Below are 11947 nucleotides of genomic sequence, written 5' to 3'. Positions count from 1 at the left end.
ACCTAGTCCTCGACCTTCAGCCGGGTCATGCCGAACAGGGCGAGGATGGTGACGATGGCCGTGACGGTCAGGTACCAGCCGACCGACGGCAGGCCCACGTGCTTGGCCAGCCAGGTCGCGGCGAACGGCGCAACCGAGGCCCCGGCGATGCCCGCCAGGTTGAAGGCCACGGACGCGCCCGTATAGCGGACCGCCGCCCGGAACGGCCGGGCCATGGCCGCGCTGAGCGGCCCGTAGGTCGCGCCCATCAGGGCGAACCCCAGCGAGAAGAAGATCAGTAGGCCGGCCAGCCCGCCCTTGAACAGGGGCGCGATCAGGAGGCCGAAGACCGCGATGCCGATCGAGGCGGCCATCAGCACGGTCAGCTGACCCCATTTGTCGGCCGCCAGCGCCGCGATGGGGATGAAGGCGCCGAAGAACAGCACCCCGATCAGCTGGATCGGCAGGATGTCGGCGCGGGTGAAGCCCATGGCCGTCGTCGCCCAGCCGAGGGCGAAGACCGTCATCAGATAGAAGAGCAGGAAGGTGGTGGTCGCCCCCAGCGTCCCCAGCAGCAGCGCGCCCTTGTAGCGGGCCAGCAGGGCGAGGATCGGCGCCTTGACCCGCTCGCGCTTCTCGATGACGCGGCTGAACTCGGGCGTCTCGGTGATCTTCAGCCGCACCCACAGGCCGACGAAGACCAGCACCGAACTGGCGATGAAGGGGGTGCGCCAGCCCCAGTGCAGGAAGGTCTCGTCGCTCATCACCGAGGTCAGGATGATGAAGGCGCCGGTCGAGAGGATGAAGCCGATGGGCGCGCCCAGCTGGGGGAACATGCCGAACCAGGCCTTGCGGCCCGGAGGCGCGTTCTCGGTGGCCAGAAGCACGGCGCCGCCCCACTCCCCGCCCAGACCCAGGCCCTGACCGAAGCGGCACAGGGCGAGCAGCAGGGGCGCCAGGATGCCGACCTGCCCGTAGGTCGGCAGCAGGCCGATGGCGATGGTCGACAGCCCCATGGTCATCAGGGCCGCCACCAGCGTCGCCTTGCGCCCCACCCGGTCGCCGAAATGACCGAAGATCACCGCACCGATCGGCCGGGCGAAGAAGGCCAGGGCGAAGGTGGCGAAGGATTGCAGCAGGGCCGAGGTCGGATCGCCGCCCGGGAAGAACAGCTTGGGGAAGACCAGAACGGCGGCGGCCGCATAGATGTAGAAGTCGAAGAACTCGATGGTCGTGCCGATCAGGCTGGCGAACAGCACGCGGCGCGTCGAGGCCGGGCTGGGCGCGATCAGCAGGTTGGCGTCGGTCACGGGCGGTTCCTCAAGTCTTCTTTCGACCATGGGATGCGCGGGGGCGCCGGTCAGGTCAAGCGCGAAGCTCTGCCGTTGCCGCGTCCGGCACGGGTTCCGCTTCGGGCCGCTCGGCATAGCGGCGGGCCAGGACCGCGCAGACGAACAGCTGGATCTGATGGAACAGCATCAGCGGCAGAACGATCAGGCTGACGGCATGGCCCGGGAACAGGATGGCGGCCATGGGGATGCCCGAGGCCATGCTCTTCTTGGAGCCGCAGAAGACGATGGCGATCTCGTCTTCCTTCGGGAAGCCCAACCTCCGGCTCGCGACGGTCGTCGCCACCATCACAAGGCCGAGGACGAGGATGTTCAGGCCGATCACCAGCGCCAGATCGGTCAGGTCCAGTTGCGCCCAGACGCCCGCCACCATCCCCGCGCTGAACGCGCCGTAGACGACCAGCAGGATCGAGCCGCGATCCACATAGCCCGCCAGCTTGGCGTGACGGGTCAAAAGGCCGCCGATCAGCGGTCGCGCCGCCTGACCCAGGGCGAAGGGCAGAAGGATCTGAAGGGCGATGTCCTCCACCGCCTTCAGGGAAATCCCGCCGCCCGAGCCCGGCATCAGCGTGGCCACGAGGATCGGCGTGATCAGCACGCCCAGCAGATTGGACACCGAGGCGCTGCACAGGGCCGCCGGGACATTGCCCCGGGCGATGGAGGTGAAGGCGATCGACGACTGGACCGTGGACGGCAGCAGGGTCAGATACAGCATGCCCATGGCGATCTCGGGCGCCAGCCAGCGACCGAAGACGGCGTTGACGCCCAGGCCGATCAGGGGAAACAACACGAAGGTCGAGACGAACACTGTTGATTGCAGCCGCCAGTGCGACAGCCCCGCCCAGATCGCCGCCGGCGACAGACGCGCGCCGTACAGGAAGAACAGAAGGGCCACGGCCGCCGTGGTCACCCATTCCGCCACGACCGCCCCCTGCCCCCGCGCCGGCAGGACGGCCGCGATGGCCACGGTCGCGATCAGCATCAGCAGATAGGGGTCGATCAGGCGGCGCAGACTGGACATGCCAAGGCTTTGAGCCTCCGCGCCGCGATGCACAACCGCCTGCGGGACGGGATGGCGTCACGAACGGTGACGGCTTGCGCGCACAGGGCGCCTCTCCCTAGGGTGGCGGCGTTCTTTGGGGGTGTGGAATGCTTGAGTTGGGTCTGGTCGCGACGGCGGCGTTTGGGCTTACCGCCGCGCAGGCTGATGACGGCTGGGACGTCGCGGCCGATCCGGCGCGGAATCTGGTCGCGGCGGGAGCCCAGTTCGGCGGAGGGGTCAGCTTCGCCGTTCAATGCCAGGCTGGGCAGCTGACCGTGGCGCTGGGCGGGATGCCGGCGGCGGACACCGCTATCCGCCGTTTCGACGTGACGCGCGGCGACGGTGCGAGCCGCCTGACGTGGTGGAGCACCCATTCGGGCAGCCCGATCCTGACGTCAACCGACGTCCGGGCCGTCCGATTCCTGCGCGCGGGCGGCCCGGTCACCTTCACCTCGGCGGCCGGAGAAGCCCGTCCCAGCCGGATGCAGGTCGAGCTGCCTACCAATCCGGCGGGCCTTGATCAGGTCCTGACCGCCTGTGGCCAGCCGCTGGAAGATCCGCGCGACGCGCTGGTTGATGTCGGCGACCTGCTGCTGGAGGGGCCACGGCTGGAAATTCACGGCGATATCTCCGGACACGCGCAGGTGCGGGTCGAGGTGAGCTGCATCATCCGGGACAGCAAGCTCGCGGACTGCCAGTCGGATCACGAAACTCCCGCTGCGCCAACGGTCGGGCGCGAGACCGCCCGTCATGCAAACGGGTATCGTGTGAAGGTCAGCGATCCCGTCGCGGCCGAGGGGCGTATCGTCGAGGTGGTCATCACCAGCGCCCGGGTCCGGCGTTGAGTCCGCCCCCTCACGTCCCCCTTGGCTTGGCGCGGCTGGTGGCCTCGGCGTTGGCGGGGTCTTCGGGCCAGGGGTGGCGGGGGTAGCGGCCGCGCATCTCGGCGCGCACGGCGGCCCAGCTGCCGGACCAGAAGCCGGGCAGGTCTTTGGTCATCTGGACCGGGCGGCGCGCGGGCGACAGCAGGGCCAGGGTCAGGGCGACGCGGGCGTTTCCGCCGACGGTCGGGTGGGTCTTGAGGCCGAACAGCTCCTGCACCCGGATATCGACGCGGGGCCCGCCTTCCGCCGCATAGTCGATGGCAGCCGAGCCGAGGGGCGTGACCAGACGCGCGGGCGCCAGATCGTCAAGCGCCCTCTGCCGATCCCACGGAATGAGCGTGCGTATGCCCTGCTCCAGCGCCCCGTCGGAGATCGCCTCCAGCGACTGGACGCCGTCCAGAAGGGGCCAAAGCCAGGTCTCGCGCTCGGCCAGCAGCCCGGCCTCGCTCGTGTCGGGCCAACCCTCTTCCAGCCCGCCGAGCCAGCGCAGCCGCGCGCGCAGATCCGAGGCGCGTTCGCCCCATTTCAGGTCGCGCAGGCCGTCGCGTTCGACCTCGGCTTTCAGGGCGGCGGTGATGGCCGCGCGGTCGGGGGCGCCGGTGATCTTCTCGTCGACGACGATGGCGCCCAGCCGCCGGATGCGGCGCATGACCATCCGGCCCGAGGGCTCGCGCGTCAGCCGGTCCTCGACCGTGACCTGATCCTCCAGCGCCGCCGGATCGACAGGCGCGGCCAGTCGGATGCGGTCCCGGGCGTCTCCGCCGCCGACTTCCGCCACCGCCAGCCATGTCTCCCTCGTCAGGGGATCGGTCGGATCGAGGAAGGCGCCGCGTCCTGAGGCCAGCAGCACCTCGCCCGGCTTGCCCCGGGCCTTGGCGATCCGTTCGGGAAAGGCGGCGGCCAGCAGGGTCCCGACGTCTGCATCCCCTGCCCGCTTCGCGCCTTGAGACGCCGCCCGGCTCCAGCGTTCGGCCAGTTTCATCGCGTCGCGGGCGCGGGGCGAGCGGTCGCGCTCCAGCCCGCGCAGCCGCTCGCGGATATCGACATCATTGCCGCCGAGGCCGGGCTCCGACAGCACCGCCGCCAGCCGCGCGCCCAGCATCGCCTCGCCCGCATCGGCGGCGACGGCGGCCAGATGGCCGAGGCGGGGCGTCAGGGGGATGCCGATCAGTCTCTGGCCGTGGTCGGTCAGGGCGCCGGTCGCGTCCAGCGCCCCCAGCCGGGTCAGGACGTTCCTCGCCTCGGCGAAGGCGCCGACGGGCGGCGGGTCCAGCAGAGCCAGCCCCTCGGCCGAGCGCGCGCCCCAGCGGGCGAGATCGAGCGCGAAGGCGGTCAGGTCGGCCTCGAGGATCTCCGGCCTCTGGTGCTGGACCAGACCGCGCGTCTGTTCCTCGTCCCACAGGCGGTAGCAGACGCCGGGCTCGACCCGCCCCGCCCGGCCCCGGCGCTGCTCGGCCGAGGAGCGGCTGACGCGGACGGTGACCAGCCGGGTCAGGCCGCTGGACGGCTCGAAGCGCGGGACACGCGACAGGCCGCCGTCGATGACCACCCGGACGCCCTCGATGGTCAGGCTGGTCTCGGCGACCGAGGTGGCCAGCACAATCTTTCGGCGTCCGGGAGGCGACGGGTCCAGCGCCCGGTCCTGTTCGGCCTTGTCCAGCGCGCCGTACAGGGCGACCACATCGACCGCCGGATCGCGCACCTGCTCCTTCAGCTTCTGCAGCGTGCGGTGGATCTCGCCCTGCCCCGGCAGGAAGGCGAGGATGGAGCCGGTTTCCTCAGTCAGGGCCTGACGGCAGGCGCGGGCCACCGCCTCCTCGAACCGTTCGGCGGCGTTGCGGCCGAGATAGCGGGTCTCGACCGGGAACATCCGCCCCTGCGCCTCGACCACGGGAGCGCCGTTCAGGAGACCAGACACCCCGGCGATATCCAGCGTCGCCGACATGACCAGCAGCTTCAGGTCGGGCCGCAGCAGGGACTGGCTCTCGCGCGTCAGGGCCAGCCCGAGGTCGGCGTCGAGGCTGCGTTCGTGGAATTCGTCGAACAGGACGGCGCCGACGCCGTCGAGACCGGGATCGTCGAGGATCATGCGGGTGAAGACGCCCTCGGTGATCACCTCGATCCGCGTCTTCGGCCCGATCCGGCTCTGCAGCCGGGTGCGATAGCCGACGGTCTCGCCGGCGGTCTCGTTCAGGGTCGCGGCCATCCGCTCGGCGGCGGCGCGGGCGGCCAGCCGGCGCGGCTCCAGCACCAGCACCTTGCCGTCGCCCAGCCAGTCCTGGTCCAGCAGGGCCAGCGGCACGACCGTCGTCTTGCCCGCCCCCGGAGGCGCGGCCAGCACGACGGCGCCCGACGCGGACAGCGCGGTCTTCAGGTCATCGAGAACGGCGTGGATGGGAAGCATCGAGCGGTCCACTAGCGCAAAGCGGGCCGGGCCAAACAGGAAAAGTCGCGCTTTACCGGCAACGCAGCCGGTCACGAAAGCGTCGTCGCGGGTTCACCAGACTGATACCACGTTGCGTACCGGGATTTCCGTGGCTAGCGTCCCGCCCAAACCGGCAGGAGCCGGGGGCAACAAGTCGAGGGGTAATCCATGTGGCGCGTTAAATCGCTAGACGCGATTCTAGCCACGGCCGAGAAGAAGTCTCTTCATCGGTCGCTAGGTCCAATCCAACTGACCCTTCTGGGGATCGGGGCCATCATCGGCACCGGCATTTTCGTTCTGACCGCGGCCGCCTCGCAAAAGGCCGGTCCAGGCATGATGCTCAGCTTCGTGATCGCCGGCGCGGTCTGCGCGGTCGCCGCGCTCTGCTACTCCGAACTGGCGGCCATGGCCCCGGTTTCGGGCTCCGCCTACACCTATACCTACGCCGTCATGGGCGAACTGCTGGCCTGGTGCGTCGGCTGGGCCCTGATCCTCGAATACGCCGTGGCGGCCTCGGCCGTGTCGGTCGGCTGGTCCGGATACGTATTGGGGCTGATCGAGAACGGGCTACATTTCGACTTCCCTGATCTTCTATCCGCCGGGCCGACCTGGGCCATGAAGGGCTTCATCCCGGTGCCTGACTTCTCGGCGGGCATCGTCAACGTTCCGGCCATCATCGTGGCCCTGGCCGTGACCGGCCTGCTGATCCTCGGCACCACGGAATCGGCCCGCGTCAACGCCATCCTGGTGGCGATCAAGGTCATCGCACTGACGGTCTTCATCGCCCTGACCCTGCCGGTCATCGACACCGCCAACCTGTCGCCCTTCACGCCCAACGGCATGTTCGGCGCCTATTCGGGCATGGGCGTCGTCGGCGCCGCGGCCTCGATCTTCTTCGCCTACGTCGGCTTCGACGCGGTTTCGACCGCCGCCGAGGAAACCAAGAACCCGCAGAAGAACGTTCCGATCGGCCTGATCGGTTCGCTGGCCTTCTGTACGGTCTTCTATCTGCTGGTCGCCCTCGGCGCCGCCGGCGCGATCGGCGCCCAGCCGGTGCTCGGCCTTGACGGTTCGGCCGTCGAGCCCGGTTCGCCCGCCTTCGTCGCCGCCTGCGCCCTGCCCGCCAACGCCCAGCAACTGGTCTGCTCGAACGAGGCCCTGGCCCACGTCCTGCGCGTGATCGGTCACCCGCAGGTCGGTAACGCCCTCGGCCTGGCCGCCATGCTCGCCCTGCCTTCGGTCATCCTGATGATGATCTACGGTCAGACCCGCATCTTCTTCGTGATGGCGCGCGACGGTCTGCTGCCGGAAGGCCTGACCAAGATGCACAAGACGTTCAAGACGCCTTACATCGTGACCCTGTTCACCGGGATCGCCGTGGCCATCGCCGCCGCCCTGTTCCCGGTCGGCAAGCTGGCCGACATCTCCAACTCCGGGACGCTGTTCGCCTTCTTCATGGTGTCGATCGCGGTCATGGTCCTGCGCAAGACGGACCCGAACCGCGTCCGTCCGTTCAAGATGCCCCTGGTGTGGATCATCGCGCCGATCTCGGCCGCCGGCTGCGCCTTCCTGTTCTGGAACCTGCCGCACGACGCCAAGATGGTGCTGCCGATCTGGGGCGGCGTCGGTCTGGTGCTCTACTTCCTGTATGGCTACCGCAAGAGCCACATGGCCAAGGGTCGGATGGAAGTCCACGAGGACGACGCCGACATCCCGCCGCCGCCCGCCACGACCTGATCAGGCTGGAACGACAGAAAGGCCCCGGAGCGATCCGGGGCCTTTTTTGTTGGGCGATCGTGACACCAGGACGCTCGAGGAACAGCCGACCGCGCTCAAGCAGCGAGCGACCGCGTCGCGAGCGTTAGCGCACCAGAATGGCGCTCAAGGAGTGAGCCGCCGCGCGGCGAACGATAGCGCTCTTCAAGAATGAATTTGGTGCGGATGAGAGGACTCGAACCTCCACATCTTGCGATGCCAGAACCTAAATCTGGTGCGTCTACCAGTTTCGCCACATCCGCACGGTAGGAGCGCCGCTCTACAGGCGGGCCGCGCTCGCGTCTACGGCCTCACGCCCACAGGCGGATGGCGTCCTCGTTCAGCGGGTCGTCGTTCGCCAGCTCCGGAGCCACCAGGCCCGCCGTATAGGTCAGGCGCGTCTCGCGCGAGCCGCAGCGGCAGCGGAAGCGTTCGGAGCGGCCGCTGACGGGCCAGAACCGGCGCGCGCCGAACAGGGGCTGGGGATCGACCAAGATCTCGTGGCTGCAGCTCGCGCCCGCACAGGCGACGACCAGCTGGGCGCCGGTGACGTGAACCGTCGTTGTCGAGGGCGTCGCAACCCGCAACCCGGGCCGGCTGTAACGTTCGGTCCTGATGTCGTGCCTGACGTCGTGCATTGGGGGCGCCTCCTCGACTCGCGAGGCTAGGCAAACGACCGATCCGGCTCAAGCCGGTTGTTGCCGTTCTGTTCCTGTTCCTGTGGACGATGCCGAAGACCGCCGTTCGACCTCAGGCAGCGTGTCAGACCGTGTCCGGCCGTAGGTCCCTGAGCACCACCGGCAGCAGCTCCGGCAGGTCCTCGGCGATCAGGCCAGGGCCGAAGCGTTCGGCGGCGTCAGCGTGCATCCAGACGGCCGCGCAGGCCGCCTCGAAGCTGTCCATCCGCTGGGCGATCAGGCCGGCGATCATCCCGGCCAGGACGTCGCCGCTGCCGGCCGTGGCCAGCCAGGGCGTGCCGTTTGGGTTGATTCTCATCCGGCCGTCGGGCGAGGCGATGATGGTCTCCCTGCCCTTCAGCACCACCACGGCCCCGGCGACGCGGGCGGCCTCCCAGGCGGCGGTCTCGCGGCCGTGCTTGAGCAGATTCGGAAAGACGCGGTCGAACTCCCCCTCATGCGGGGTCAGGACGTCGTCGCGGTCCAGACAGGCGAAGAGGGCCTTGGGTCGGTCCTTGAACAGGGTCAGGGCGTCGGCGTCCACGACCATGGCCGCCCCGGTCCGGCCGAGCGCCGCGAGGTTGTAGCCCGTCTCCTCCTCCAGCCCCGCCGCCGGGCCGATGACCACGGCGTCCAGCGGCTCGGCCAGCCGCCCCAGGGCCTCGGGCGACAGGAACTCGTCGATCATGATCGCCGTCACCGTGGGCGCGATCACCGGCGCCGCGCCCGGCGGGCACAGGATGCGCACCAGCCCGGCGCCGATCCGTAAGCCCGCCCGCGCCGCCAGCCGCGCGGCGCCCGTGTTGAAGGCCGGACCGGACACCACGCCCAGTCGACCCCTTTGATGTTTGTGCGCATCCGGACCGGGCCACGGCAGAATATTGCGCCAGAGAGCCGGGGTATTGGATTCCGTCATCTATCGGTCCGTCCTCTGACACGGAAAATACAAATGGGGCTTGCCTTATGGTGCAATGCGATGTCCCTTTGGTCCCCGAGCGCAAGGCCAATCAAGAGCCGCCTCGGGATTGCGATGAAGAAGATCGAAGCCGTCATCAAGCCTTTCAAGCTGGACGATGTGAAAGAGGCGCTCCAGGACATCGGAGTGCAGGGGATGACTGTGCTCGAGGCCAAGGGATATGGCCGCCAGAAGGGTCACTCCGAACTCTATCGCGGGGCCGAGTACGTCATCGACTTCCTGCCCAAGATCAAGATCGAGGTGGTGGTCGCCGACGACCTCTACCCGGCCGTGGTCGAGGCCATCCAGACGGCGGCCCGCACGGGCAAGATCGGCGACGGAAAGATCTTCGTCACCGAGGTCACCGACGTCATCCGCATCCGAACCGGAGAAACCGGCGCCCAGGCCGTTTGATTCCATCCCGTCGAAGGGTTTCTGGGACCCGACGACACAGCTTCCTCCCCATAAGAAACAGGACCATCGAGACATGAGCGCGGCCGACAAGATCCTCAAGGAGATCAAGGACAAGGACGTGAAATACGTCGATGTCCGCTTCACCGACACCCGTGGCAAGCTTCAGCACGTCACCTTCGACATCGACCTGGTCGACGACGAGTTCCTGAACGAAGGCACCATGTTCGACGGCTCGTCGATCGCGGGCTGGAAGGCCATCAATGAGTCGGACATGCTGCTGAAGCCCGACCTGACCACGGCCTATATCGACCCCTTCTACCAGGCCACGACCCTGTTCCTGTTCTGCGACGTCATGAACCCGGACACCGGCGAGCCCTACAACCGCGACAGCCGCTCGATGGCCAAGAAGGCCCTCAGCTACATCCAGTCCTCGGGCGTGGGCGACGTGGTTTACTTCGGCCCGGAAGCCGAGTTCTTCATCTTCGACGACGTCCGCTGGACGACCGAGCCGGGCCACACCAGCTACTCGTATGACTCGATCGAGCTGCCGGCCAACACGGGCGCCGAATACACCGAAGGCAACATGGGCCACCGCCCTGGGCCGAAGGGCGGCTATTTCCCCGTCAACCCGGTCGACTCCGGCCAGGACCTGCGCGCCGAGATGCTGGGCGTCATGCGCGACATGGGCATGCAGCCCGAGAAGCACCACCACGAGGTGGCTCCGGCCCAGCACGAGCTCGGCCTGAAATTCTCGGACATGCTGACCATGGCCGACCGCCTGCAGCTGTATAAGTACATCATCCACAACGTCGCCGCGGCCTACGGCAAGTCGGCGACCTTCATGGCCAAGCCGATGTTCAAGGACAACGGCTCGGGCATGCACGTGCACCAGTCGATCTGGCGCGACGGCAAGCCGCTGTTCGCCGGCGACAAGTATGCCGGCCTGTCGCAGGAATGCCTGTGGTACATCGGCGGCATCATCAAGCACGCCAAGGCCATCAACGCCTTCTCCAACTCGACGACCAACTCCTACAAGCGTCTGGTCCCGGGCTATGAAGCGCCGGTCAAGCTGGCCTATTCGTCGCGCAACCGCTCGGCCTCGATCCGTATTCCGTGGGTCTCCTCGCCGAAGGGCAAGCGTATCGAAGCCCGCTTCCCCGACCCCATGGGCAACCCCTATCTGACCTTCACCGCCCTGCTGATGGCCGGTCTGGACGGGATCGAGAACCAGATCGATCCGGGCGGCCCCGCCGACAAGAACCTCTACGATCTGCCGCCCGAAGAGCGCGGCTCGATCCCCGAGGTCTGCGGCTCGCTGAAGGAAGCCCTGGACAGCCTCGACAAGGACCGCGCCTTCCTCAAGAAGGGCGGCGTCATGGATGACGACTTCATCGACAGCTACATCGAGCTGAAGATGGAAGAGGTCGCGCGTCTGCAACTGCACCCGCACCCGGTCGAGTTCGACATGTACTACAGCTGCTGATGGATCACGGCGGGGCCTCGGCCTCGCCGGACAGTCAGATGCATTCCGGCCGGGACGACACTGTCGCTCCCGGCCGGTTCGTTTTCGGAGGCGCGTTTGAAACCGTTGAACTGGCTTCGGGGCCTCCTGCCCGCCTCTCTCGTCGGCCCGCGCCCGATCCCCCTGAAGGCCCTGCGCCGAATGGATGCGGAGACCCTGCTGCGCCGCAGCCGGGCGATGGCGAGCGCGGTCTATGTCGGGGATCGCACGGTCCTGTGCCGGGTGCTCAGCCGTTATCGCCTTTACGTCGCCTCGGACGACGTCGGCTTCGGCGTTCACGTCATGCTGGACGGGCTGTGGGAGGGCTGGCTGACGGCCTTCATGGCGCGGCGGATCACGCCCGGGATGCGCATCGTCGATGCGGGCGCCAACCACGGCTACTACACCCTGCTTTTCGCCCATCTGACGGGTTCGGAAGGACGGGTCGCGGCGATCGAGCCCAATCCCCGGCTGGCCGGCCTGATGCGCCGCTCCCTCTACGCCAACGGCTTCCAGACCCGCGTCGAGCTGTTCGAAAAGGCGGCGGGCGCCGAGGACGGCGCTGTCCTGCACCTCAGCGTGCCCGACCATGAGCCCAAGAACGGCCATCTGGTCGGCGAGGCCGCGCCCGGAACCGTCGCCGTCGAGACCGCGCGGCTGGAAACCCTGCTGGCCGACTGGCCGCGCGTGGACTTCATGAAGGTGGACGTCGAGGGCCATGAGGAGGCCTTCCTCGACGGCGCCTGGGCGATCATCCAGCGCGACCGGCCGATGCTGGTTCTGGAGTTCAACGCCCTGCGCTCAGCCGACCCGGCCGGACTTCTGGACCGGCTGGAGGCAGTCTATGGCCGAATCAGCGTCATCGGCCGGGAAAGTCGGGCGACCCCGGCGGACCGGACGCGCCTGCTCGACACGCGGCGGGTCGACGACTGGATGCTGTTCCTGGAGCCCTGACCGGCCTCGGCG

Annotated in this window: 10 protein-coding genes and 1 tRNA gene; 5 read left to right on the top strand and 6 right to left on the bottom strand. The window is 68.3% G+C overall.

Annotation, left to right across the window (positions count from 1 at the left end; all coding sequences use genetic code 11):
- Positions 1–2: 2 nt before the first annotated feature.
- Both ACW172_RS17690 and ACW172_RS17685 read right to left on the bottom strand, forming a co-directional pair.
- Positions 3–1289, bottom strand: a complete 1287-nt coding sequence (locus tag ACW172_RS17690) for an MFS transporter (RefSeq protein ID WP_492032736.1) — start codon at positions 1287–1289, stop codon at positions 3–5.
- A 55-nt stretch (positions 1290–1344) separates the two neighbouring features.
- Positions 1345–2349: a bile acid:sodium symporter family protein gene (locus tag ACW172_RS17685; protein WP_492032735.1), complete on the bottom strand. Its 1005-nt coding sequence runs from the start codon at positions 2347–2349 to the stop codon at positions 1345–1347.
- A gap of 128 nt (positions 2350–2477) precedes the next feature.
- On the opposite strand from ACW172_RS17685, the gene ACW172_RS17680 reads away from it, so the two are divergent.
- On the top strand, positions 2478–3215 hold the full coding sequence (locus tag ACW172_RS17680; protein ID WP_492032734.1) for a hypothetical protein: 738 nt from the start codon (positions 2478–2480) through the stop codon (positions 3213–3215).
- A 10-nt stretch (positions 3216–3225) separates the two neighbouring features.
- Here ACW172_RS17680 and hrpB read toward each other — a convergent pair whose 3' ends face one another.
- Entirely contained in the window at positions 3226–5658 is a 2433-nt protein-coding gene (gene hrpB / locus ACW172_RS17675; protein ID WP_492032733.1) for an ATP-dependent helicase HrpB, read from the bottom strand.
- Between the two features lie 189 nt (positions 5659–5847).
- Here hrpB and ACW172_RS17670 point away from each other — a divergent pair, with 189 nt between their 5' ends.
- Positions 5848–7416: an amino acid permease gene (locus tag ACW172_RS17670; protein WP_492032732.1), complete on the top strand. Its 1569-nt coding sequence runs from the start codon at positions 5848–5850 to the stop codon at positions 7414–7416.
- 196 nt (positions 7417–7612) lie between these two features.
- Here the strand turns inward: ACW172_RS17670 and ACW172_RS17665 are convergent.
- From ACW172_RS17665 to ACW172_RS17655, 3 genes are all read right to left on the bottom strand, one after another.
- Positions 7613–7697, bottom strand: a tRNA-Leu gene (locus tag ACW172_RS17665).
- Between the two features lie 48 nt (positions 7698–7745).
- On the bottom strand, positions 7746–8072 hold the full coding sequence (locus ACW172_RS17660) for a hypothetical protein (RefSeq protein WP_492032731.1): 327 nt from the start codon (positions 8070–8072) through the stop codon (positions 7746–7748).
- A 124-nt stretch (positions 8073–8196) separates the two neighbouring features.
- Positions 8197–9027, bottom strand: a complete 831-nt coding sequence (locus ACW172_RS17655) for an NAD(P)H-hydrate dehydratase (protein WP_492032730.1) — start codon at positions 9025–9027, stop codon at positions 8197–8199.
- 114 nt (positions 9028–9141) lie between these two features.
- Between ACW172_RS17655 and ACW172_RS17650 the strand changes: the two genes are divergently transcribed.
- The 3 genes from ACW172_RS17650 to ACW172_RS17640 all read left to right on the top strand — a co-directional run bounded on the left by ACW172_RS17650 (position 9142) and on the right by ACW172_RS17640 (position 11935).
- Positions 9142–9480, top strand: coding sequence for a P-II family nitrogen regulator (locus tag ACW172_RS17650; protein ID WP_207931906.1), 339 nt, complete (start codon positions 9142–9144; stop codon positions 9478–9480).
- Positions 9481–9553: 73 nt separating this feature from the next.
- Positions 9554–10963 (top strand): type I glutamate--ammonia ligase, encoded by a 1410-nt coding sequence (gene glnA / locus ACW172_RS17645; RefSeq protein WP_492032729.1) that lies wholly within the window; start codon positions 9554–9556, stop codon positions 10961–10963.
- A gap of 96 nt (positions 10964–11059) precedes the next feature.
- Entirely contained in the window at positions 11060–11935 is an 876-nt protein-coding gene (locus ACW172_RS17640; RefSeq protein WP_492032728.1) for an FkbM family methyltransferase, read from the top strand.
- Positions 11936–11947: the final 12 nt, after the last annotated feature.

It is taken from the genome of Brevundimonas sp. ALps5, from assembly GCF_058681645.1.
This window is presented reverse-complemented; position numbering and strand designations above follow the sequence as displayed.

Excerpts from the sequence above, each read along its gene's own strand:
- ACW172_RS17680 (WP_492032734.1), top strand. The coding sequence starts at position 2,478 with ATGCTTGAGTTGGGTCTGGTCGCGACGGCGGCGTTTGGGCTTACCGCC.
- ACW172_RS17655 (WP_492032730.1), bottom strand. The coding sequence starts at position 9,027 with ATGACGGAATCCAATACCCCGGCTCTCTGGCGCAATATTCTGCCGTGG.
- hrpB (WP_492032733.1), bottom strand. The coding sequence starts at position 5,658 with ATGCTTCCCATCCACGCCGTTCTCGATGACCTGAAGACCGCGCTGTCC.
- glnA (WP_492032729.1), top strand. The coding sequence starts at position 9,554 with ATGAGCGCGGCCGACAAGATCCTCAAGGAGATCAAGGACAAGGACGTG.
- ACW172_RS17685 (WP_492032735.1), bottom strand. The coding sequence starts at position 2,349 with ATGTCCAGTCTGCGCCGCCTGATCGACCCCTATCTGCTGATGCTGATC.
- ACW172_RS17650 (WP_207931906.1), top strand. The coding sequence starts at position 9,142 with ATGAAGAAGATCGAAGCCGTCATCAAGCCTTTCAAGCTGGACGATGTG.
- ACW172_RS17660 (WP_492032731.1), bottom strand. The coding sequence starts at position 8,072 with ATGCACGACGTCAGGCACGACATCAGGACCGAACGTTACAGCCGGCCC.
- ACW172_RS17670 (WP_492032732.1), top strand. The coding sequence starts at position 5,848 with ATGTGGCGCGTTAAATCGCTAGACGCGATTCTAGCCACGGCCGAGAAG.